Genomic DNA, 22,229 nt, shown 5'->3' with positions numbered 1-22,229 from the left:
CTGCAAGAGCGATTTTTTTTATTAGCTTTCCTTGTACAACCCGGAAGCTTTCACCTGCGCGAAATATTCGTGGAACTGCTCGATCGTCAGCTGCTGCTCCGCATCGGACAACGCGGTTTTCGGATCGGGGTGAACCTCGATCATGATGCCGTCGGCCCCTGCGGCGAGCGCCGCTTTCGCGCAAGGCGCAACGATGTCTTTGCGGCCTGTGGAATGGCTGACGTCGACGAATACCGGCAGATGCGTTTCCTGCTTCAAAATCGGCACGGCGGAAATGTCCAACGTGTTGCGCGTCCATTTCTCGTAGGTGCGGATGCCGCGTTCAATGAGCATGACCTGCTTGTTGCCGCCGGATAAAATATATTCGGCCGCGAGCACGAATTCCTCCATCGTTGCCGCGATCCCCCGCTTCAGAAGCACCGGAATTCGCGTTTCGCCAGCCGTCTTCAGCAGATCGAAGTTCTGCATGTTGCGCGCCCCGATTTGAATGATGTCGATGTATTGCGCCGCCGTCTCCAGCTCGCTTGCGCTCATAATTTCGCTGACGGTGATGAGGCCGAATTCGTCGGCGACTTCTTTCATGATTTTCAAACCTTCAAGACCCAGTCCCTGAAAATCGTACGGCGATGTTCGCGGTTTATACGCCCCGCCCCGCAATACGCGAACGCCGCTCGCCTTAAGCGCGGCCGCAACGGCGCGAGTTTGCTCGTAGCTTTCGACCGAGCACGGTCCGGCCACCATCACGGAAGGGCCTCCGCCGATCGGCAGTCCTTTGATGTCGATCACGGTGTCTTCGGCTTTAGTCTTGCGGCTGACGAGCAGCTTTTTCTTATGGTTCGCCTGCTGCAAATGAAGCGACGCCTTGAAAATTTCTTTGAATAAATGCCGGATGGTGGCGTGATCGAACGGACCTTCGTTCAGTTCGGTTAAAGTTTCAAGCATGTTTTTCTCGCGCTCGGGATCAAAAGCGGGAACACCTTGCTTCTGCTTGATCTCGCCGATTCGCTGCGCCACTCGAGCGCGCTCGGATAAGAGCGCCAGCAGGCTGCGGTTCATTTCATCCATTTCCAAACGCAATTGCTCCAGTTCGTTCTGATTGTTATCCATTCCAATACGCCTCCTTCAGATATGATTCCATATGGAAAAATGTATACAAAAAATCCCCGTCCTATAAAGGGACGGGGAACCGCGGTACCACCCTGATTAGAACGCAGGCCGCCGCCTTCAAGACGGAGTGCGCGTTCTCGCTTGAGCACATATAACGGTGTGCGCCGGACTTCTCTACTGGATCGCCTGGATAATACGAACCCCCGGCATTTCGGCAGGTCGCGCTCCGGAAACGATCGTTCAAGCGTCAGCTTCGGAGTGAATTTCGACGGCCCGTCATCCTTGTCGCGCTCTCAATCTCCGGCGCGGCATCCCTGTCGGCGTTGGTGCCGTGTACTTGTCTCCATCATCGCTTATGACAAAATCGCATCATGTATTGCTATCAAAAATACAGCAGCCGCGGGAGAATGTCAATAAGCAATTCGCATAAAAACCAAAAAAAAATAATACGCAAAAGCGTCGCTGCGGTAAAGCGGAGAGGCGCGGCATTGGGGCGCCGGAAAGCCGAAAACGTCGCCTTTTTCTCGGAATCCCTTCGTTCAATAGCAAGCAAGTAACCCTTAGTAGGAGCAAAGACCGTATCGCCGAAGCGTCCACCGTCGTAAAAAATGTCGAATCACGTCAAACCTTCTGCAAGCTTTTTATGGAATTGGTGCGACTTCAAGACCTAGGTTAGCTGAATCGACCTATAACTTTGTCGTCAGGGAACGAAAGACAATGAATGATGTCATTTTACAAAAAGTTAAAGACTTTCTGAAAATGGCTCCAGAGCGCGATTTTCAAGTGATGAAGTTCTTTGGGGCGGTTAGCCGAAAAGGTCTAAACTTTCGTAGTCCCATAATAAGGGAATATTCCTGGTTAAAGGATATTTAACGTACAAAAGGTCAATATGATGACGAGGCATTGGCTGGATATTTTCATACAAAAAATGGTATAAAATGGGTTGACTCGGGCTTTCGTGCTCATGGCAGCCGCCACATGAATAATCTGGATTGACTAAGCATAATTGAAACCTAACTCACTCTTGCTTGGCGTGGAATTGTGTCATACTCATAGACATACCGGGATAAGGAGGGATAGAGGATGATTGATCTTCACTGTCACATTCTCCCCGGACTGGACGATGGCTCCCCCAGTATGGAGGAATCGCTCAAGATGGCTCGAATGGCGGTAAGCGAAGGGATCTCGATCGTTATCGCTACGCCGCATCACCGCAAGGGATCATTTATTAACGATGCGGAAGGCATTCGGGAAGCCGTAAACCGCTTTAATGCACAGCTGCTGGAACTACGTATTCCTTTGGAGGTTCGCACCGGCCAAGAGGTTCATGTCGGACCTCATTTATTGGACGATTGGTTCGAGCGCAAGCTTCTGACGCTCAGCGGCTCGAACAGCATGCTGATCGAATTTCCGTCGTCGCATATTCCGGCAACGATCGACGAGACGCTGCACGAACTTGCGCTGCTCAAACTTACACCTATGCTCGCTCACCCGGAGCGGAACAAAGAAATCGCCGAGCGCCCGGATCGACTATACGAGCTCGTGTCGCGAGGCGTATTATGTCAAGTCACTTCTCATTCCATCACCGGCCGATTCGGCCCGCAGGTACAATCGCTTGCCCTTGCGTTATGCAGCCGGAACCTGATCCACGTCATCGCTTCCGATGCGCATAATGTCACGGACCGGCCGTTCCATCTGCAGCAGGCTTACGAGATGATCCGAAACAAGCTCGGTCAAGATTATGTCGACTATTATCAAACGAATGCGGTTCATGTACTCGAAGGACGCAAGATTGGGGCCTGGAAACCGGTCCGCCGGAAGGGAGGAGTTCTGCGATTTGCCAAGCTATTAAGCATGCTGCAGCCAGAGCCCTCAAAACCAAGTTGAAAGCGGAGGTCATCGCGTGACAATGGAATTAGATTTGAAGGAGTATATCGGCATCATTCGCAAACGGATCTGGCTGATCGTTCTCATGGTCTTCATTTCCTGCACCGCCACCGGCCTGTACAGCTATATGGTCATGACGCCGGTATATGAGGCAACAACGAAGCTCATCGTCAATTCGGCGGCTAGTTCATCAGGCACGACCAAGCTTGATTTGAATGCCGTCAATACGAATATCAGTCTCGTGACAACGTACAAAGAAATTATCAAAACGCCGGCGATTATGGATCTCGTCGCAAAACGCCATCCGGAGTTCGCCCTGAGCGCCGAACAGCTGGTCGGCAAAACAAAAATAAGCTCGGTGAGCGATACCCAGGTTATTACGCTAACGGTTCAGGATGCCTCTTATGAAAAAGCGGCGAATATCGTCAACGCCATCGCGCAGGTGTTCCAGAGCGAAATCCCGGCGATCATGAAGGTGGACAACGTGTTCCTGCTGAGCCAGGCCGATCCGTCCAAGCTTCCGAAACCGGTCAAGCCGAACCCGAAGCTGAATATCGCCATCGCTTTTATCGCTTCATTGATTCTTTCGTTCGGCATCGCGCTGCTGCTCGAATATTTCGACGACAGGCTGAAAACCGAAGAGGACGTACGGCGGTATTTGAACTTGCCGACGCTCGTCATGATAACGCAAATCCGGGAGGAGGACTTGAACATGAAGCATACGCAAACGCCGCAGTCCTCGCCCAAAAAGGTAGGTGAGCCGTCCAGTGTTACAGTCCAATCCTAAACGTCCGGTCATCACCGTTACCAACCCGAAATCACCGATATCGGAAGCCTATCGGACGCTTCGCACGAACATCCAGTTTTCCGGCATCGACGGCGACTTACAAACGTTGATGATCACCTCGGCGAGCCCGTGGGAAGGGAAATCGACAACGATCAGCAACTTGGCGGCCGTTTATGCGCAAGGGGACAAGCAGGTGCTGCTTATCGACGCCGATTTGCGAAAGCCGACGGCTCACCATACCTTCTCGTTGTCTAACCGGCTCGGGCTTACCGATGTGCTGTCAGGGAGATGTTCGCTGGACGATGCGATAAAAGGCGCGGAAGTCGCCAATTTGTCCGTCCTGCCGGCAGGGACGATTCCCCCGAATCCGACCGAGATGTTGGGCTCGAGTAAAATGAGCCGGCTGCTCGAAGAGCTGAAGACGAGCTATGACATCATTTTGATCGATACGCCGCCGGTACTCGCCGTCAGCGACGCGCAAATCGTATCCAGGCAATGCGACGGCGTCATCCTCGTCGTCGATTCGGGCCGAATCAAGCGTGATCTGGTGAAACGGGCCAAAGAGAATCTGGAATTCGTCCAGGCAAGGCTGCTCGGCGTTGTGTTGAACAATGTGTCCCGCAAGCATGCCAAGGCGGATTATGACTATTATTACGGGCACTAAAACTATTAAGCGAATGCTTCCGAAGCGAGTTTTATTGCGAAGCCAATACAAAGGAGCAAAGCTCCATAAAACTAAGCATATGCTTCCGAAGCGAGTTTTATTGCGAAGCCAATACAAAGGAGCAAAGCTCCATAAAACTTTAAGGAGTGTGAGAGAATGCGTTACTCGAGAAGAATTCCGATACTGGCCGGGCTGGATATGGCGATTGTGTGGATCAGTATGTATTGCGCTTTTGCGTTCCAATTCGAAGGCTCGATTCCTGCCGACATGATGCCGTTATTCTGGTCGTACGGCCTTATTTCGGTCGTGGCCTCGGCCTGCACCATGTTTGCTTTCCGTTTGTACAACCGGATTTGGCAATATGCGAGCATTGGCGAACTCCTGTCCATCGTTAAGGCGGTTGCGGTCAGCTGCCTCGCATCGTACGTGGCGATCCGCCTCATGTCGCCGATCCGCGTGCCGCTGTCCATTGCGGTGCAGACGACAACGATTACACTGCTGCTGCTCGGCGGCGTCCGCTTCCTATGGCGCGTGTTCTGCGACCGTTATATGGCGAAGCCGAAGAAGGAGCGCAGCACGAAAGCGCTCATCGTAGGCGCAGGCAACTGCGGCACGATGTTCGCCAAAGAGCTGAAGGGCAATGACAATTACCACGTGTCGCCGGTCGCATTTGTCGACGACGACCCATATAAGCAGCATTTGCAAGTGTATGGCTTGCCGGTGCTTGGCGGACGCCATTGCATCCCGCGCATTGTCGAGGAGCTTGGCATCGAAGAAATCGTCATCGCCATGCCGTCCGTCTCCAAAACGCAAATATCCGAAATCATCAACATCTGCAAAACGACCAAAGCCCGGCTGAAAATGGTTCCGCAGCTGCAGGAACTGATCCAAGGGCGGGCCTTGAACCAGATGCGCGATGTACAGGTCGAGGATTTGCTCGGCCGGGACCCGATCCAGACCGACTTGGACGGCATCGCCAACTATGTCGAGGATAAAATCGTGCTCGTCACCGGCGCCGGCGGTTCGATCGGCTCGGAGCTATGCCGCCAGATCGCGCCGTTCCGGCCTCGCAAGCTGCTATTGCTCGGACATGGCGAGAACAGCATTTATTCGATCGAGATGGAAATGCGGAGGCTGCAGCCGAACCTCCAGCTTGAAACGATCATCGCCGACGTACAGGACCGCGCCCGGCTCGAGGATATTTTCCGCAAACATGAACCGCAGGTCGTGTTCCACGCCGCTGCCCACAAGCATGTGCCGCTCATGGAGCGCAACCCGTCCGAAGCGATCAAGAACAACGTTTTCGGCACGAAAAACGTGGCGGAGTGCGCCGATATGATTGGTGCCGAGCGTTTCGTCCTCATTTCGACCGACAAAGCCGTCAACCCAACCAGCATTATGGGCACGACGAAACGGATCGCCGAAATGTTCATCCAAAGCTTGGACAAGCACAGCAAAACGAAGTTTGTCGCCGTCCGGTTCGGCAACGTCTTAGGCAGCCGGGGCAGCGTCATTCCGCGGTTCAAGGAGCAAATCGCCCAAGGCGGTCCCGTCACCGTCACGCATCCGGAAATGGTTCGTTACTTCATGACGATTCCGGAAGCGGTGCAGCTCGTCATCCAAGCGGGTGCTTTTGCAATGGGCGGCGAAATTTTCATTCTCGATATGGGCAAGCCGGTCCGCATTCTCGACCTGGCGAACGATTTGATTCGCCTGTCGGGTTTTGAGCCGAACGTCGATATCGCCGTCGAATTCAGCGGCATGCGCGAAGGCGAGAAGCTGTACGAGGAGCTGCTGATGAACGAAGAAGGCATGACCTCGACGCGTCACGACCGGATTTTCATCGGCAAGCCGCTCCAAATCAACCGTTCCGAGCTGGAGTTCGAAATGCGCAAGCTGGAGCGGGTGCTCGGACAGGATCAGGAAGAAATTCGGGCCGTACTCAAGCATTTGGTGCCGACGTATCGGAACGTATCCTAGTATTCCAATGCGAACAATCAGCTCGAAAACGATATCCAACATATAAAGAGAAGGCGTGGAAGAGAGAGAGCGTATGAACAGTTCAACGCGAGTCGCAGAAACTCCGATTTCCAAAATTTTAGCCAAAAGCGGCAGCTTATCGTTCCTGATGAACGTAGCGGGTGTCGCGATCGCTCTGCTCGTGCAAATCGTGCTGGCCCGCGAGCTCGGCGCGGAGAACTACGGGTATTACTCCTATGTGATGACCGTCGTCACGTTCCTGGTGTTCCCTGCCAAGCTCGGGTTCGATACGTCGATCGTCCGGTTCTTCTCCTCCTACAAGGCGCAACAGCTCTGGGGCGAAGTGAAAGGGCTGCTGCGGCGGGCGAATCAGCTTTCGCTCTCCGCATCGGCGCTTATCGCGCTTGTCGGGTTAGCCGTCATTTTCATCGTGTACGGAGGGGGACAAAGCGAACTGACGAACACGTTCGTCGTCGGCATGCTGACCGTGCCGCTGATGGCGCTTACGACTCTGCGGCAGAGCTCGCTGCTTGCGCTAAATGAGGTGATGTACGCCCAGTTGCCGGAGAAAATTCTCCGCCCGGTGCTGTGCATCGTGCTCCTTTATGCGTTCAACTACGGCTTGAATACGAAGGCGGGCGCAGCCTCCGCGATGATCATGTTCGCCGTGGCGATGCTGCTGTCGTACATGTTCGGGGCATGGGTGCTCTACCGGAAAATCACGCCGCTTACCCGCACCTTCGCCGCCAAGTTCGAAACGAAGATGTGGGTGACCGTATCGGCTTCCTTGATGATCAACGCGGGCATGTATCTCGTGCTCGGCCAACTGAACGTCGTCATGCTGGGCATCGTACACGGCACGTACGAATCGGGCATTTTCTCTGCAGCGGTGCGCGTGGCGACGATGATTTCGTTCGCGATCACGTCGATCAACATGATTGCGGCGCCGTTAATTTCCGAGCAATTCGCGAAAAAGGACATGAAACGGCTGCAGAGCATTTGCACGCTATCGGCCCGGTCCGGCTTCGCCTTCGCGGTGCTTGTGTTCGCAGGCGTGCTGCTCGGCGGCAAATGGATTCTCGGCTTGTTCGGCGAGCAATTCCAGGCCGGCTATGCGGCGCTGATCATCCTGTCGTTCACGCATCTGGCGCACGCCTTCTTCGGCCAATGCGGCACGGTGATGAACATGACGGGACAGCAGCGGACGTCAACGTATATTTTAACGGTCGCCTGCGTGATCAACGTCGCCGGAAATGTGCTGCTCGTGCCGGTGCTCGGCATGGTCGGGGCGGCTCTGGCGAACCTGATCTCGGCGGTCGTTTGCTACGCTTCGATGACCGTCGTCGTTCAAAGACGGCTCAATCTTCATACAAGCGTGCTTGCATGGCGCAGCAAACCGGGGAGGGATCGGTCTTGAGCAAAATTAAAATATTGCACGTCGTCGGCAAAATGGACCCCGGCGGCATCGAAACGCTGCTCATGAACGTATACCGGGCGATCGACCGGGACCGGTACGAGTTTCATTTTGCGGTACAGCATGCCGGTAAAGGGTTTTACGACGACGAGATCCATGCGCTGGGCGGAACGATTTTCCTCCAGCCGCACCCAAAGAAAGGGCTACGTGCGTTTCGGAAGCAGTTCCGCAGCAATGTGATGCGGCACGGGCCTTACGATGCGGTGCACAGCCATATTTTCCAGTTCAGCGGGTATATCCTGAAGCTGGCGAAAGAGCTGCGCGTGCCGATCCGGGTATGCCACAGCCACACCTCCCAGGACAAGGCGGAGCAGACGTGGATTCGCGCCATGTACCGACGCTATATGCGGCGGCTCATCGACCGGTCCGCCACGCATTTGCTCGGCTGCTCCAAGCTCGCCTGCGAGACGTTGTATGGAGCGGCCTGCTGGCAGGATTCGCGGGTGGCGGTGCTGCCGAATTCGATCGATCCGCTGCCGTACGAGCGGCTTCCCGCCGATCGCTCGGCCTTGCGGGAGGGCATCGGCATCACCGATCCGGAGGTGCCGGTCATCGGGCACATCGGACGGTTTACCGAGGCGAAAAACCACCCGTTCCTGCTCGAAACGTTCGCGCGGTTTCTGCTCCACAAGCCGAATGCCCAGTTGGTGCTTGTCGGAGACGGCAGCTTGCGGGAGCAGACGGAGCGCATCGTCCGGGAGAAGGGGCTCGAAGCGAATGTCACCTTCCTCGGGGTACGCAAGGACATCCCGAACGTCATCGGGGCTTTCGACTTGTTCCTGCTGCCTTCGCTGTTCGAAGGGCTCGGCATCGTGCTGATCGAGGCGCAGGCCGGCGGCGTGCCGTGCCTCGTCTCCGAGCAAATTCCCGCCGAGGCGAATTTGCAGATCGAGCTGGTGGAGCGGTTGAGCTTGCGGATGGAACCGGACATTTGGGCCGATCGGATGGAGTGGTTGCTGCGTACGCCAAGGCCGGAATGGGATGTCCGGTACAAGTCGCTGGCGCAGCGCGGATACGATATTGCGAGCAGCGTTCGCAGATTGGAGACGATTTATCGTGCCGGGGGGGCTTGAGGAGGCAGGCGGGCTGTATCCCTCAAGGAGCTCGTAACGCGCGGCCGCTCACCGTCGCCTGTATCGGCGACAACATGGTCCGCAAAAAGCTGCCGGTGCTGCCGATGCACTACATGATGAACGCCCGCACGGTTGCTCGGTGGTTGAAGTTCACCTATCGCAAAGGAGGGGGGAGAGGCCATGAGAGGTAGAGATTTGTTCAACCGGTACCGGGGTCTGCTGGCCTTCTTCACGAAGCTGCTTGGCCTGCTGCCGAAAGGTTTGCGCGTGTACTTGTGGGTGCTGAGCGACGGGCTGCCGGACAAAATGGGGCTGGCGCTGCGCTATTGCCTGCTGAAACGGCTGGCGAAGCGGTGCGGAGACAACGTCTTCATCGGCCGGTCGGTGGAAATCAAGCATTGGGACAAACTTAGCATCGGCAGCAATGTGAGCATTCACAAGCAATGCTACCTTGATGCGTGCGGTGGAATCGACATTGCCGACGATGTTTCGATCGCCCACCAGTCGTCGCTTATTTCCTTCGAGCACACATGGGACGACGCGTCGCTGCCGATTCGCGACAATCCGGTCCGGCTCGGGCGAATCGCCATCGCGGACGACGTATGGATCGGGTGCGGCTGCCGCATCCTGGCCGGCGTCACCGTTCACTCAGGCTCGGTCGTGGCCGCCGGGGCGGTCGTGACGAAAAACGTCCCCCGCCATACGGTAGCCGCCGGCGTGCCGGCGAAGCCGATCAAAACGATTTCAAGGGGGCTCGAATATGAATATTTTGTGGGCACATGACCATACGTTTTATTTTAACGATTCGGGCAAGTTTTTCTCCAGCGGAAAGCTGCCCTACGCGGTATGGGAGCGGTATTTGTCCGTATTTGACCGGATCACGGTCGTATCGAGGGCGAAGAAAGCGACGTCGGAGACGGAAATTCGCAACAAAAGCTTGTCCAGCGGGGCGAACGTCGATTTTATCGCGCTGCCTTCGCTCAGCAATCCGGTCAACAAGCTGACCAAAAAAGGATACGTGGAGCGCATCCTAACCGAATCGATCGAGAAATCGGACGCCGTCATCGCCCGTTTGCCAAGCGAAATCGGCGCGGAGGCGATCCAGATCGCCAAAAAGCTGAACAAGCCGTTCGCCGTCGAGGTAGTGGCGTGCGCTTGGGACGGGCTCTGGAACTACGGCAATATGCAGGGGAAAATGTACGCCCCGTTCGCCACGATGAAAACCAAATCGCTCGTGAAGCAAGCGCCGTTCGCGATCTATGTGACGAGACAGTTTCTGCAAAAGCGTTACCCGTGCGCGAGCGGTCATACGGAAGCTTGCTCCAACGTGGAAATTCCGGAGATGTCCGTTGATGTGCTGGAACAGCGTATGGATAGGATCAAGAGCAGATCGGGAGCAGGGACAGGGACAAAGGCTGAACGGACGGTTATCGGGCTGATCGGCTCGCTGAACGGAAAAACGAAAGGAATCGACATCGCCCTCCAGGCGCTTGCAAAAGCGAAACCGCATCTTCCGCCGTTTCAGTTCCGCATTCTCGGCGATGGCAATCGGGAGCCGTGGGAGGCGCTCGTCCGCAAGTTAGGCTTGGAGAACGAGGTGGAATTTTGCGGCGTGCTCCCGAGCGGAGGAGCCGTTTTCGAATGGCTGGACGATATCGATTTGTACTTACAACCAAGTTTCCAGGAAGGACTGCCGAGAGCGACGATCGAAGCGATGAGCCGGGGCTGTCCGGTGATCGGTTCGACAGCCGGAGGCATCCCCGAGCTGATCGATCCGGCTTATCTGCACAAGCCGGGCAGCATTGATGGTCTTGCGGGGCTGCTGAAGGAGCGAATTAGCGATTCGTCCTGGATGCTGGAGCAGGCGTGCAAAAATTTTCATAAATCGCAAGAGTATACGAAAGTAAAACTGGATCGCGACCGCAAGCGGTTCTGGGAAAATTTCCGCGAATATGTCAGCAAAGGAGGGTGACGCCGTGACGATTCTAGTTACGGGAGCAGCCGGGTTTATCGGGTACCATTTGTCCCTCCGGCTTCTCCATAGTGGACTGCGAGTCATCGGACTCGATAGCATGAACGATTATTACGACGTACGTCTGAAGGAGGATCGGCTCCGGCAGCTGCGAGAATACGACAAGTTCCAGTGGGTACGGCAGGATTTGATCGATCATGCCGCTCTGGAGGCGCTGTTTGCAAGCAGCGATATTTCGGTTGTCGTCCATTTGGCGGCGCAGGCGGGGGTACGCTACAGCTTGGTGAATCCGCGGGCTTACGCCGATTCCAACATCGCCGGATTTCTCAATATGCTGGAGGCGGCGCGCAAGTTTCCGGTGAAGCACTTTATCTATGCTTCGTCCAGCTCGGTGTACGGAGCGAACGTCAAAATGCCGTTTTCCGTTCAAGATCCCGTGGACCATCCTGTCAGCCTGTATGCGGCAACGAAAAAAGCGAACGAACTCATCGCGCATACATACAGCCATCTGTACGGCTTGCCGACGACGGGGCTGCGGTTTTTCACCGTGTACGGTCCGTGGGGACGGCCGGATATGGCGTATTTCTCCTTCACGAAGCAAATTGCGGAGGGGAAACCGATTACCGTCTACAACGAAGGCAAAATGATGCGCGATTTCACTTACGTCGACGACATCGTCGAAGGCATCGCCCGGCTGCTGGATAAACCGCCGGTCGCGAATGAGGGGTGGGACCGGACGAACCCGGATCCGAGCACGAGCTATGCGCCATACGTCGTTTACAATATCGGCAACAATCAGCCGGTGGAGCTGATGAGGTTCATTCGCACGATCGAGGATTGCCTCGGCAAACAAGCGATCATCGACTACAAACCGATGCAGCCGGGCGACGTGCAGGCCACGTACGCGAATATCGACGAGCTGCAGCGTGCGGTCGGGTTCCGCCCGTCCACGACGATCGAGGAGGGCATCCGCAAGTTCACCGACTGGTACAAAAGCTATTACGGGGAGGAGCAGCAATGAACAAAATCGCTCATATCTGTACATCGAGCATCAGCCACAAAATATTGGCCGACAAGCTCGCCGTCCTGCAAAACGCCGGGCACGACGTGACCTTGATCGCGTCGCCCGAGGGCTATGATGAACAGTATATGAGATCGTACCGCTTCAAGCTGGCTTTTGTGCCGATGAACCGGAAAATCCACCTGCTGGATGACGTGCGCTCCATCCTGCGCATGCGCAAGCTGCTGAAGCGGGAGCGGTTCGACATCGTCCATACGCATACGGCGAAAGCCGGACTCATCGGACGGATTGCCGCACGGCTCGCAGGCGTTCCGGTTGTGGTGCATACGAGTCACGGCTTGCCCTTCTACGAGGGACAGCCGAAGCTGACGCATACCATCTACCGGAGCTTGGAGCGGTTCGGGGCTTGGTTCAGCCATGCGCTCGCTTCGCAGAACGAGGAGGATGTCCGCCAGCTTGAGCAGCTTGCGCCGGGCAAGAAGGTGTATTACGAAGGCAACGGCGTCGACTTGGAGAGGCTCGATGCCGTCCGCAGCTTGACGGGGCCGAAGGAGCTTGCCGAGCTGCGCCGGCAGCTCGGTATCGCGGAAGGAGTGAAGGTCATCCTTGTGGCGGCGCGGTTCGAGCCGGTGAAGGATCACGCCTTCCTGCTGGAAGGAATAAAGCTGCTGAAGGAGCGCGGGCAGACGGATTTTGTATGTCTGCTGGCGGGCAAAGGGCCGCTGGAGGCGGAAATCCGGCATCGCATCGCGACGCTTGGCCTTGAGCAGGAAGTTCGGATCATCGGACACCAGTCGAACATCTATCCGTTCATCGCCATGGCTGAGCTCGTCGCGTTGACGTCGGAGAAGGAGGGCATCCCTCGGGTGCTCATGGAAGCGATGGCGTTCGGCAAGCCGGTCGTCGCGAGCGACGTGCTTGGCACGCGGGAGCTTGTCGGGCACGAAGGGACCGGCCTGCTCGTGCCGTACAAGGCGACGGAGGAGCTGGCCTCGGCGCTTGCGCGGCTGCTCGGCGATGAAGCGCTCCGCAGCCGCTTCGGCACAGCCGGTCGGGAGGCGATCGAAGCTTGCTTCACGGAGCAAGCGGTCGTCCGCAGGCTGGAGCGGATGTATGCGGAACTGGCCGAAGGCCGAGAGGGGGCGCGGAAGCGCACATTGCGGTGGATCAACCGGTTCGTCAAGCGAACGGTGGATCTGGCTGCCACTATTCCGGCGCTTGTGCTGCTGTCGCCGTTGCTGGCCGTCGTTGCGCTGCTTGTCCGGGTGAAGCTCGGTGCGCCGGTGCTATTCAAGCAGCAGCGCCCGGGGCTGCACGGCAAGACGTTCCACGTCTACAAGTTCCGGACGATGACCGATCGCCGGGGGGCGGACGGCGCTCTGCTGCCCGATGCGCAACGGCTGACGGCGTTCGGCAAGCTGCTGCGCAAGCTGAGCTTGGATGAAATCCCGCAGCTGTTCAACGTGGTGCGGGGCGATATGAGCCTCGTCGGACCGAGGCCGCTGCTGATGGAATATTTGCCGCTCTATACCGAGGAGCAGGCAAGGCGGCACGACGTAAGGCCGGGCATTACGGGCTGGGCGCAGGTGAACGGCCGCAACGCCATTTCGTGGGAGCAAAAATTCGCGCTTGACGTATGGTATGTCGAAAGGCAGTCGCTATGGCTCGATATGAAAATATTGCTGCTTACCGTCGTTAAAGTGTTTCGTCGGGAAGGCATCTCGCAAGAGGGGCATGTGACGACAAGCAAATTTGCGGGCAGCGGCGACGCAAGGTTTACGGGCGGCGAAAACGCCAGAGGTTACCTATGAAAAAGCTGATGATCGTTGGCGCAGGCGGCCATGGCAAGGTCGTGCTGGATGTCGCCCGCGCGCAAGGCGCTTATATGCCGGTTGCCGTTGCCGACGACAGGTGGTCGCACCCCGAGCAGAAGGGCGCGCTGTGGTATGGTCCCCTGGCCTGGGGGCGTCGTCTGCTGCAGGAGGACGAATCCATGGAGGCGGTCATCGCGATCGGCGACAACCGTACGCGTCGGCTCGTCGCCGAGAAGCTCGGACTGGCAGAGGAGCGGTATGCCGTGCTCGTCCATCCCCAAGCGGTACTCGGCAGCTATGTAACGTTGGGGAAGGGCACCGTCGTACAGCCGGGGGCGATCGTCAACTACGGCGCCCGCGTCGGCAGCCATTGCATCGTGAACACGGGAGCGATCGTCGAGCATGATTGCCGCATCGGATCGTTCGCCCACTTATCGCCGGGAACCGCGATCGCGGGTAATGTCACGATCGGCGAGGGAACGCATGTCGGAATCGGCGCCAACATTATTCAAGGCATCGAGATCGGGGCGTGGAGCACGATCGGCGCCGGCGCGGTGGTCATCCGGCCGATTCCCGGCGGATGTACGGCGATCGGCATTCCCGCCAGACCGGTTGCTTTGCGCAATGCGCCCGCGTCGGTCGTTCCGTTGATCGCTGATGCTGAATAGCCGAAACGGCCTGACGAAGTGTATTCACAAATAAACGACCGGTTCAACCGGATCAACGAATTGGAGGGAGTTCAGCATGTCCGTTCATCAACGCATTTTTTTGTCTCCCCCTCATCTGGGGGACGAGGAAGCTAAATTTGTGGGTGAGGCGTTTGCCTCGAATTGGATCGCCCCGCTCGGTCCCAACGTGGACGCCTTCGAGCAGGAGACGGCCCAGCGCGTCGGGACGCGTGGAGCGCTCGCTTTAAGCTCGGGAACGGCCGGCCTGCATTTGGCGCTGCGACTGCTCGGCGTAGGTCCGGGAGATCGCGTATTCTGCTCCAGCCTGACGTTCGTTGCCAGCGTCAATCCGATCGTTTACCAGCGCGCGACGCCGATCTTCATCGACGCCGATCCGGCGACCTGGAACATGTCGCCGGCAGCGCTGGAACGGGCGCTGAACGCCGCTTACCGGGAGCGGAAGCTGCCGAAGGCGGTCATCATCGTGAACTTGTACGGCCAAAGCGCCGATATGTTTCCGCTGCTGGAGCTGTGCAACCGTTACGACATCCCCGTCATCGAGGATGCGGCGGAATCGCTTGGCGCTACGTACCGTGGACAAGCGAGCGGCACATTCGGCAAATTCGGCGTATATTCGTTTAACGGCAACAAAATCATTACGACGTCCGGCGGCGGCATGCTCGTCTCGAACGACGTCGCCGCCCTGGAGAAGGCCCGGTATTGGGCGACGCAAGCAAGAGATCCGGAGCTCCATTACGAGCATAGCGAGATCGGCTACAACTACCGGATGAGCAATGTTCTGGCCGGCATCGGCCGGGGGCAGCTGCAGAAGCTCGATGCCCGCGTCGAAGCGCGGCGTGCCGTGTTCGAGCGGTACCGTGCCGAGCTCGGTTCGATCCCCGGCGTCACCTTTATGCCGGAAGCGCCTTTCGGCAGGGCGACCCGCTGGCTGACGGCGCTCACGATCGACCCGCGCAAGGCGAAATTATCGTCGACCTGCATCATCAAGGCGCTCGCCGACGTGAATATCGAGTCCCGGCCCGTCTGGAAGCCGATGCATCTGCAGCCATTGTACCGTCGATGCCTGTATTACCCGCATCAAGGCCGAAAGAGCGTCTCGGACGGGCTGTTCACGCAAGGCATCTGCTTGCCGTCCGGCTCCAGCTTGACCGAAGAAGATCAGAATCGGGTCATCGATTGCATCCAAACCTTATTGTCCAAAGGAGGCTCCACCTATGAAAGTGCGTAAAGCGATTATTCCGGCCGCCGGTCTCGGAACCCGGTTTTTGCCTGCCACGAAGGCGCAGCCGAAGGAAATGCTGCCGATCGTCGACAAACCGACGATCCAATACATTATCGAAGAAGCGATCGCCTCCGGCATCGAAGATATTCTGATCATTAGCGGTCGTGGAAAACGGGCCATCGAGGACCATTTCGACAAATCGATCGAGCTGGAGGAGACACTCGACAAGAAAGGTAAGAAAAAGGAGCTGGAGCAAATCCGGGCGATTTCCGACATGGCGAACATTCACTACATTCGCCAGAAGGAGCCGAAAGGGCTCGGCCATGCGATCTGGTGCGCACGCAGCTTCGTCGGCGACGAGCCGTTCGCGGTGCTGCTCGGCGACGATATCGTACAATCGCAGGAGCCGTGCCTGAACCAGCTCATTCGCGTTTTCGACCGGTACTCGTCATCGGTTGTCGGCGTGCAGCGGGTCAGCGACGAGGACGTGCCGAAATACGGCATTATCGCGCCTCGCGGTTCGTCGATCGAGCCGGACGTCTTCTTCCTGGAGACACTCGTGGAGAAGCCTTCCCGCAAAGCGGCCCCGTCGAATTACGCCATCATGGGACGGTACGTATTGACGCCGGACATTTTCGACATTCTCGAAAATCAGGCGCCGGGCGCAGGCGGCGAAATCCAACTGACGGACGCGATCAAGCGGCTGAACGATCAGAAGACGGTGCTCGCGTACAATTTTCACGGCATTCGTTACGATGTGGGCGACAAGTTCGGTTTTATTAAAGCGACGATGGATTTCGCCTTGCAGCGCGACGATCTGAAGCAAGACGTGCTCGCTTATATTCAAGCGGTTTACGAGCAGCATTCCCCAATCTATAACAAGGTGGCGAATTGATCCAATGAAAAAAATTACGGTCATTGGCAGCGGGTATGTCGGTTTAGTATCGGGCGCTTGTTTTGCGGAAATCGGAAATCGGGTCATTTGCTGCGACGTGGACCCGGCTAAAATCAGCATGCTGCAGCGGGGCGAGGTTCCGATTTACGAGCCTGGGCTGCAGGAGCTGATTCAGCAAAACGCGGATGCGGAGCGCATATTCTTCACGACGGAAATCGGCGGGGCGATCGAGGCGTCGGACATTATTTACATCGCCGTCGGCACGCCGATGGCGGATAACGGCGAAGCGGATTTGCGCTACGTGCGTGAAGTGGCGAAGACGATCGGCCAGCATTTGAACGGGTACAAAATCATTGTCAACAAAAGCACGGTACCCGTCGGAACGGGAGAGCTTGTCCGCAAAATCGTCAAGGAGAACCGCATCAACCGCCGGATCGACTTCGACGTCGTCTCCAATCCGGAGTTTTTGCGCGAGGGATCGGCATTGTCGGATTGCATGAATATGGATCGTGCCGTGATCGGCGCAACGAGCGACAAAGCGGCGAAAATCATCGCCGAGCTGCACGCGCCGTTCCGGACGCGGATTTTTACGACGAGCCTCGAAAGCGCGGAAATGATCAAATATGCGGCGAACGCCTTCCTCGCGACGAAAATTTCGTTTATTAACGCGATCGCGAATATTTGCGAGCAGACCGGCGCCGACGTTACCCATGTTGCGGAAGGGATGGGGCTCGACAGCCGGATCGGCAGCAAGTTTTTGCAAGCGGGACTTGGCTACGGCGGGTCGTGCTTCCCGAAAGATACGTTCGCGCTGACGCATATCGCCGAGCAGGCGGGTTACGATTTTGCGCTGCTGAAATCGGTTATCGCCACGAACGACCGCCAGCGCCTGATCGTGCTGGACAAGCTGAAGGAGGCGCTCGGCAGCTTGCAGGATAAACAAATTGCGGTGCTCGGCTTGGCGTTTAAGCCGAATACCGACGATATGCGCTACGCGCCATCGTTAACGATCGTGCCGGAGCTGTTGAAACAGGGAGCGACCGTTCGCGCATACGATCCGATTGCCGCAGAAGCGGCGAAGAAGCAGCTGCCGGAGTCGGTGCAGTATGAGGATTCGATCGAAGAAGCTCTTGCGGGTTGCGATGCTTGCCTGATTCTGACCGAATGGAACGAAATCGTGCAGATGGATTTGGCGAAGACCCGGCGTTTGCTGCGCCAGCCAATCGTGGTGGACGGCCGCAATTGCTTCTCGCTGCAAGAGATGAACAAATACGGGTTCCTGTATCACTCCATCGGGAGAGCGCCTTTGCGGATGGCGAGGGGGGAGCTGCATTCGGCCAATTTTTAAACATCCGGTGGTCGGCGGCTTGATTCGATTCGGACCGGTCCTGGCATGGACGGCGCTTATCTTTGTGTTTTCTTCGCAAACCTATGCCGCTCAAAGCATTCAACCGGTGCTGCACCGCTATTGGTCCGCAGATAGCCTGCGAAGCCTCGTGCCCGACGTGACCGTGCATTATGACAAGGCCGTCGTCGTCGCGCATGAGGCGCCTTACCGGTTCGCCGAATTTCTCTTTCGCAAATCCGCCCATCTGTTCGTTTATGCGGTGCTCGCGATTCTCGCATGTGCGGCGCTTCGTGCAAGCAAGCTTTGGCGTCCGGGAGTTATACGCAGTGCGGTGCTGGCCGTGGGATATTGTTTTGCAATTGCTAGTCTTGATGAATGGAACCAGGCTCGATTCGCGCAGCGGACAAGCACATTCTACGATGTGCTGCTGGATACGGCGGGCGGCATCATGGGGGTTATTGCCGTGATTGCCGTTGCTCGTCTCGTTGTCCGCAGAGCCGGGACAATGTCAAGAGGAAAGGAGAGCGGATCATGTCGAGACGCTGGAAAAAAATAATGATGTGGGCGGGCTCCATTGCGGTGGTATTGGTTGTCGCCGCCTATTTTGCATTGAATTACGTAACGGACAAGATATTGAACGCAATGGTACCGCAAGCTGATGAACTGCTGGAGCGAATTGAGGCAGGTTCGTCCCCGAAGGAGGTGATGAATAAGGAGACTCCTTCGTCGAATAAAGGCCAGGCGGGCAAGTCGACTGGGCAAACGGGAAAGGGCGGCGGCGCCGAATCGAAAGGCGGCGGGCAGCAAGAGAAAGGACCGGGCGACAAGGCCGCACAGTCGGGAAGCGGTGCAAATCAGCCGGATGGCAATGCAACACAGCCAGGAAGCGATGCAGCGCAGGAGAGCGAAGACGAAGGTTCCGGACAAACGAATGGGGAAGCCCCTTTTCAGTCGTCCGGGTACCATGCGGAAATTTCGGTCGATCAAGCGAAGAACGTCAAGGAAGGCATTTCGCTGTCCGAGAAGCTGACCGTCACGTCGATTTTGCTCAAAAGGCTATCTGCCGACGACATCCAATTGTTCAGCGACATGTTCAGCGGCGGCTTGACGGTGGAGGAGAAGAAAAAGGCCAAAAAACTGATTTTGGACAAGCTCAGCGAAGAAGAATACGACGAATTGATTGCCATTGCCAGCAAATACGGGCTGAGTAAAGGAAAGCGGTACAAGGATTCGCTGGAAGAAAGCAAATAAATTCCTTTCACGAGGAATGGTGAAACGAGGGAGATCTATGAAACGGAAAAAATTGCGCACGACAAGCATGATGCTTGCCGCTGCGGTGGCGTTGAGCCTGCTCGGGCCAATCGGTCCTAGCGGCCATGCCGCAGCTGCCGCGAATACGGCAAAAGCAGAAACGGAGAAGGCTGTGTCCTCTTCGCAATCAATCGATTTGGACGGCCTGTTCGACTCTATCTTTGGTATGTTGGTTGCACCTTCGATCAACGGCAAGGATAACGGCAAGGACAACGGCAAGGACAACGGCAAGGACAACGGCAAGGACAACGGCAAGGACAACGGCAAGGACAACGGCAAGGACAACGGCAAGGACAATGGCAAGGACAACGGCAAGGACAATGGCAAGGACAACGGCAAGGACAACGGCAAGGACAATGGCAAGGACAACGGCAAGGATAACGGCAAGGGCAACGGCAATGGCAACGGCAACGGCAATGGTAACGGTAACGGTAATGGTAATGGTAATGGTAACGGTAATGGCAACGGCAACGGCAACGGCAATGGTAACGGTAACGGTAATGGTAACGGTAATGGCAACGGCAATGGCAATGGCAATGGTAACGGCGGCAACAAGGAAAAAGAAAGAGACCGGATTATTAATGAGACGACGCAGAAGTTGGTTCAACTGCGCAACAGCTGCCAAATGGATTTAATTAACCTTGCGGTTCAGTTTAAATCGGCAAAAACGACGCATCAAAAAACGGAGCTTTATGCTGCTGGACAAGCCAAGCTATCGCAATGCGAGTCGTCATTCACGGAAATTATCAATTCGGCGGCAGATCAGCTGAAATCGATCAAAATGAGCAGCGATATTATTTCCAGATATGTGGAGGAATACAATCGGGAACGGGACAGAGGTCAAAATATTCTATTTAACATTATAAAGTAACCCTTTCAGCAAAAAACCGGCAGGCGCGTAGAGCGACACTGCCGGTTTTTTGCATAAAATTGAAACACCGTCTAATGGGTAGCCCCTTCGGCGGTGACGATATCGGCCGAATATTCGAAAATGGTCAACGCGGCGATTTGCAGGGCACGTACAACGGTTTCTAGGCTCATGCTCGGCGATCCCGGGTGCTGAGCGGCTTGCTCCGGCATATATGGAATATGGATAAAGCCGCCGCGCATCGAAGGATATTCGGTCGCAATCAAATGAGCCAGTCCGTAGAACAGATGATTGCATACATACGTCCCGGCCGTTTGGGATACGGACGCGGGGATGCCGTTTTCGCGCAGCCGGGCGACGATCGCTTTGATCGGCAAGCTCGACCAATAAGCGGCCGGACCGCCGGGCACGATCGGTTCGTCGATCGGCTGCCGCCCCGCGTTATCCGGGATGCGGGCATCGTCGACATTGATGGCGACCCGCTCGACGGATATGTCGGCTCTACCGCCCGCTTGCCCGACGCTGATGACGGCATCGGGCCGAAGCTCGCGAATTCGATCGCGCAGCCGTTCGACCGATACCCCGAACTCGACGGGTAGCTGCTGCACATCGAGCTGTACTCCCTCGACCGGTACCGTCTGAAGCCGGCTGACCGCTTCCCAGGCCGGATTCACCGACTCGCCGCCGAAAGGTTCGAAGCCCGTTACCAATACTTTTATTCGGTGCATATTCATGATTCCGCAATCCCCCGCCATTCCTAAGCTAAACAGGCGTCCCGCGCCGGGAATCCCCGTGCGTGCCGCCTGTTTTTCAAGTCAAGATCCATGAAGCCGGTGTCCCCAGAGCACATTCATTCTTCCGTGAAAGAATGGATCACCAAGAAGAGGAAAGTCCGGCTCCCCGACTTAGCCGAACGTAATTTCTTTTACTTTTTCCCGATCCAGTCGTTTGATCACTTCGGTGATCAGCTTCACCGCATTTTCGAAATCGTCGCGATGGAGAATCGCGGCATGCGTATGAATGTAGCGCGTCGCAACCGAAATGGCGAGCGAAGGTACGCCGCCGGCCGTCACGTGAATCGCGCCCGCGTCGGTGCCGCCCCCAGCCACGTAATCGAATTGATAAGGAATGCCCAGCTCTTCGGCCGTATCGGTAATAAAGTTGCGCAAACGGCGATGCGAAATCATCGATCCGTCGTAAACGAGAATTTGCGGCCCTTTGCCCATTTTGGCCAAAGCTTCCTTCTCGCTCACGCCCGGCGTATCTCCTGCGATCCCTACGTCAACCGAGAAACCGATATCCGGCTGAATCGTATTCGACGCCGTTTTCGCGCCGCGGAGGCCAACTTCCTCTTGAACGGTGCCGACGCCGTAAACGGTATTCGGATGATCGACGCCTTGCAGCCCCTTCAGCACGTCAATCGCAATGGCGCAGCCGATCCGGTTGTCCCATGCTTTGGCCATCAGGAACTTTTCGTTTTTCATGACGGTAAATTCGCAAACCGGCACGACGGAATCGCCTGGACGAACGCCGAATTCCATCGCTTCCTCTTTGCTCGTTGCGCCGATATCGATGAACATGTCTTTTTTGTCGACCGGATTTTTGCGGGCTTCCGCCGACAAAATGTGCGGCGGCTTCGAGCCGATTACGCCGGGAATATTCCCGGTACGCGTCATGACGGTGACCCGCTGCGCCAGCATCACTTGCTCCCACCAGCCGCCGAGCGGTTGGAAGTATAGAAAACCTTTGTCGTCGATGCGCGTCACCATGAATCCGATTTCATCCAGATGTCCGGCGACCATAATTTTGGGGCCGTCAGCTACGGTGCCCGTTTTTTTGGCGATCAAGCTGCCAAGATGATCGGTAGTTACTTCGTCGGCGTACGGAGCAATATGCTCCCGCATAACGTCGCGTACTTCGTCCTCATGACCGGGTACGCCGTTAGCGTCGGTCAGAGCTTTTAACATTTGCAAGGTAGAGTCCAAGGAATTTCCTCCTCCATCTTAATTGACCACCATTCTATTATATGAGAGTTCGGAAAAATCTACAATTTAAAATGCAATATTGTATAACGGGTGAACAATGAAACAATTTTTATGTACACAAGTGTTCAATAT

General features: G+C 56.3%; 21 protein-coding genes and 1 pseudogene. 19 read left to right on the top strand and 3 right to left on the bottom strand.

What is annotated here, in order from left to right; all coding sequences use genetic code 11:
• Nucleotides 1–21 precede the first annotated feature (21 nt).
• The gene (locus AC0LWM_RS05020; protein WP_474673799.1) at nt 22–1,107 is read right to left on the bottom strand and encodes a bifunctional 3-deoxy-7-phosphoheptulonate synthase/chorismate mutase; all 1,086 of its coding nucleotides are present in this window, start codon (nt 1,105–1,107) and stop codon (nt 22–24) included.
• Nucleotides 1,108–2,190: 1,083 nt separating this feature from the next.
• Between AC0LWM_RS05020 and AC0LWM_RS05015 the strand changes: the two genes are divergently transcribed.
• The 19 genes and pseudogenes from AC0LWM_RS05015 (at nt 2,191) to AC0LWM_RS04925 (ending at nt 20,115) form a co-directional block, all read left to right on the top strand.
• Nucleotides 2,191–2,994, top strand: coding sequence for a tyrosine-protein phosphatase (locus AC0LWM_RS05015; RefSeq protein WP_474673798.1), 804 nt, complete (start codon nt 2,191–2,193; stop codon nt 2,992–2,994).
• Between the two features lie 22 nt (nt 2,995–3,016).
• Nucleotides 3,017–3,781 (top strand): YveK family protein, encoded by a 765-nt coding sequence (locus AC0LWM_RS05010; protein WP_474673889.1) that lies wholly within the window; start codon nt 3,017–3,019, stop codon nt 3,779–3,781.
• Nucleotides 3,762–4,445, top strand: a complete 684-nt coding sequence (locus AC0LWM_RS05005; protein ID WP_474673797.1) for a CpsD/CapB family tyrosine-protein kinase — start codon at nt 3,762–3,764, stop codon at nt 4,443–4,445. Before AC0LWM_RS05010 ends, AC0LWM_RS05005 begins: the two co-directional genes overlap by 20 nt.
• A gap of 156 nt (nt 4,446–4,601) precedes the next feature.
• Nucleotides 4,602–6,425, top strand: a complete 1,824-nt coding sequence (locus AC0LWM_RS05000) for a polysaccharide biosynthesis protein (RefSeq protein ID WP_474673796.1) — start codon at nt 4,602–4,604, stop codon at nt 6,423–6,425.
• A 73-nt stretch (nt 6,426–6,498) separates the two neighbouring features.
• Nucleotides 6,499–7,842: a flippase gene (locus tag AC0LWM_RS04995; protein WP_474673795.1), complete on the top strand. Its 1,344-nt coding sequence runs from the start codon at nt 6,499–6,501 to the stop codon at nt 7,840–7,842.
• Nucleotides 7,839–8,972 carry a glycosyltransferase family 1 protein gene (locus AC0LWM_RS04990; protein WP_474673794.1) on the top strand — a complete coding sequence of 378 codons (1,134 nt, stop codon included), beginning with the start codon at nt 7,839–7,841 and terminating at the stop codon, nt 8,970–8,972. The genes AC0LWM_RS04995 and AC0LWM_RS04990 overlap by 4 nt, the downstream gene beginning before the upstream one ends.
• Complete coding sequence (locus tag AC0LWM_RS04985; protein WP_474673793.1) at nt 8,969–9,163, top strand: hypothetical protein; 195 nt, start codon at nt 8,969–8,971, stop codon at nt 9,161–9,163. Before AC0LWM_RS04990 ends, AC0LWM_RS04985 begins: the two co-directional genes overlap by 4 nt.
• The gene (locus tag AC0LWM_RS04980; protein ID WP_474673792.1) at nt 9,153–9,755 is read left to right on the top strand and encodes an acyltransferase; all 603 of its coding nucleotides are present in this window, start codon (nt 9,153–9,155) and stop codon (nt 9,753–9,755) included. Before AC0LWM_RS04985 ends, AC0LWM_RS04980 begins: the two co-directional genes overlap by 11 nt.
• Nucleotides 9,733–10,944, top strand: a complete 1,212-nt coding sequence (locus tag AC0LWM_RS04975; RefSeq protein WP_474673791.1) for a glycosyltransferase — start codon at nt 9,733–9,735, stop codon at nt 10,942–10,944. The genes AC0LWM_RS04980 and AC0LWM_RS04975 overlap by 23 nt, the downstream gene beginning before the upstream one ends.
• A 4-nt stretch (nt 10,945–10,948) precedes the next feature.
• Nucleotides 10,949–11,965: an NAD-dependent epimerase gene (locus tag AC0LWM_RS04970; protein ID WP_474673790.1), complete on the top strand. Its 1,017-nt coding sequence runs from the start codon at nt 10,949–10,951 to the stop codon at nt 11,963–11,965.
• Nucleotides 11,962–13,011: pseudogene (locus AC0LWM_RS04965) on the top strand (glycosyltransferase family 4 protein); the annotation flags it as partial. The gene AC0LWM_RS04970 and the pseudogene AC0LWM_RS04965, both read left to right, overlap by 4 nt.
• 63 nt (nt 13,012–13,074) lie before the next feature.
• Nucleotides 13,075–13,776 (top strand): sugar transferase, encoded by a 702-nt coding sequence (locus tag AC0LWM_RS04960; protein WP_474673888.1) that lies wholly within the window; start codon nt 13,075–13,077, stop codon nt 13,774–13,776.
• A complete protein-coding gene (locus tag AC0LWM_RS04955) occupies nt 13,773–14,447 on the top strand; it encodes an acetyltransferase (RefSeq protein ID WP_474673789.1) in 675 nt (224 codons plus the stop codon). Before AC0LWM_RS04960 ends, AC0LWM_RS04955 begins: the two co-directional genes overlap by 4 nt.
• A gap of 76 nt (nt 14,448–14,523) precedes the next feature.
• A complete protein-coding gene (locus AC0LWM_RS04950) occupies nt 14,524–15,696 on the top strand; it encodes a DegT/DnrJ/EryC1/StrS family aminotransferase (protein WP_474673788.1) in 1,173 nt (390 codons plus the stop codon).
• Nucleotides 15,683–16,585, top strand: coding sequence for a UTP--glucose-1-phosphate uridylyltransferase GalU (gene galU / locus AC0LWM_RS04945; RefSeq protein WP_474673787.1), 903 nt, complete (start codon nt 15,683–15,685; stop codon nt 16,583–16,585). Before AC0LWM_RS04950 ends, galU begins: the two co-directional genes overlap by 14 nt.
• Nucleotides 16,586–16,589: 4 nt before the next feature.
• Nucleotides 16,590–17,933, top strand: a complete 1,344-nt coding sequence (gene tuaD, locus AC0LWM_RS04940) for a UDP-glucose 6-dehydrogenase TuaD (RefSeq protein WP_474673786.1) — start codon at nt 16,590–16,592, stop codon at nt 17,931–17,933.
• Nucleotides 17,934–17,952: 19 nt separating this feature from the next.
• Nucleotides 17,953–18,489 (top strand): VanZ family protein, encoded by a 537-nt coding sequence (locus AC0LWM_RS04935; RefSeq protein ID WP_474673785.1) that lies wholly within the window; start codon nt 17,953–17,955, stop codon nt 18,487–18,489.
• Nucleotides 18,465–19,184: a hypothetical protein gene (locus tag AC0LWM_RS04930; protein ID WP_474673784.1), complete on the top strand. Its 720-nt coding sequence runs from the start codon at nt 18,465–18,467 to the stop codon at nt 19,182–19,184. Before AC0LWM_RS04935 ends, AC0LWM_RS04930 begins: the two co-directional genes overlap by 25 nt.
• A gap of 52 nt (nt 19,185–19,236) precedes the next feature.
• Entirely contained in the window at nt 19,237–20,115 is an 879-nt protein-coding gene (locus tag AC0LWM_RS04925; RefSeq protein ID WP_474673783.1) for a hypothetical protein, read from the top strand.
• Nucleotides 20,116–20,186: 71 nt separating this feature from the next.
• Here AC0LWM_RS04925 and pcp read toward each other — a convergent pair whose 3' ends face one another.
• Entirely contained in the window at nt 20,187–20,840 is a 654-nt protein-coding gene (gene pcp, locus AC0LWM_RS04920; RefSeq protein WP_474673887.1) for a pyroglutamyl-peptidase I, read from the bottom strand.
• 177 nt (nt 20,841–21,017) lie between these two features.
• A complete protein-coding gene (locus AC0LWM_RS04915) occupies nt 21,018–22,079 on the bottom strand; it encodes a M42 family metallopeptidase (RefSeq protein ID WP_474673886.1) in 1,062 nt (353 codons plus the stop codon).
• Nucleotides 22,080–22,229 lie beyond the last annotated feature (150 nt).

The organism is Paenibacillus sp. sgz302148 (genome assembly GCF_056120465.1).
The sequence above is the reverse complement of the archived record's forward strand: the minus strand, read 5'-3'. Positions and strand labels throughout refer to the sequence as shown.

Coding starts and splice junctions, on each gene's coding strand:
- AC0LWM_RS05020 (WP_474673799.1), bottom strand. CDS start 1,107: ATGGATAACAATCAGAACGAACTGGAGCAATTGCGTTTGGAAATGGAT.
- AC0LWM_RS05015 (WP_474673798.1), top strand. CDS start 2,191: ATGATTGATCTTCACTGTCACATTCTCCCCGGACTGGACGATGGCTCC.
- AC0LWM_RS05010 (WP_474673889.1), top strand. CDS start 3,017: ATGGAATTAGATTTGAAGGAGTATATCGGCATCATTCGCAAACGGATC.
- AC0LWM_RS05000 (WP_474673796.1), top strand. CDS start 4,602: ATGCGTTACTCGAGAAGAATTCCGATACTGGCCGGGCTGGATATGGCG.
- AC0LWM_RS04995 (WP_474673795.1), top strand. CDS start 6,499: ATGAACAGTTCAACGCGAGTCGCAGAAACTCCGATTTCCAAAATTTTA.
- AC0LWM_RS04980 (WP_474673792.1), top strand. CDS start 9,153: ATGAGAGGTAGAGATTTGTTCAACCGGTACCGGGGTCTGCTGGCCTTC.
- AC0LWM_RS04975 (WP_474673791.1), top strand. CDS start 9,733: ATGAATATTTTGTGGGCACATGACCATACGTTTTATTTTAACGATTCG.
- AC0LWM_RS04960 (WP_474673888.1), top strand. CDS start 13,075: ATGTATGCGGAACTGGCCGAAGGCCGAGAGGGGGCGCGGAAGCGCACA.
- AC0LWM_RS04955 (WP_474673789.1), top strand. CDS start 13,773: ATGAAAAAGCTGATGATCGTTGGCGCAGGCGGCCATGGCAAGGTCGTG.
- AC0LWM_RS04950 (WP_474673788.1), top strand. CDS start 14,524: ATGTCCGTTCATCAACGCATTTTTTTGTCTCCCCCTCATCTGGGGGAC.
- galU (WP_474673787.1), top strand. CDS start 15,683: ATGAAAGTGCGTAAAGCGATTATTCCGGCCGCCGGTCTCGGAACCCGG.
- tuaD (WP_474673786.1), top strand. CDS start 16,590: ATGAAAAAAATTACGGTCATTGGCAGCGGGTATGTCGGTTTAGTATCG.
- AC0LWM_RS04930 (WP_474673784.1), top strand. CDS start 18,465: ATGTCGAGACGCTGGAAAAAAATAATGATGTGGGCGGGCTCCATTGCG.
- pcp (WP_474673887.1), bottom strand. CDS start 20,840: ATGCACCGAATAAAAGTATTGGTAACGGGCTTCGAACCTTTCGGCGGC.
- AC0LWM_RS04915 (WP_474673886.1), bottom strand. CDS start 22,079: ATGTTAAAAGCTCTGACCGACGCTAACGGCGTACCCGGTCATGAGGAC.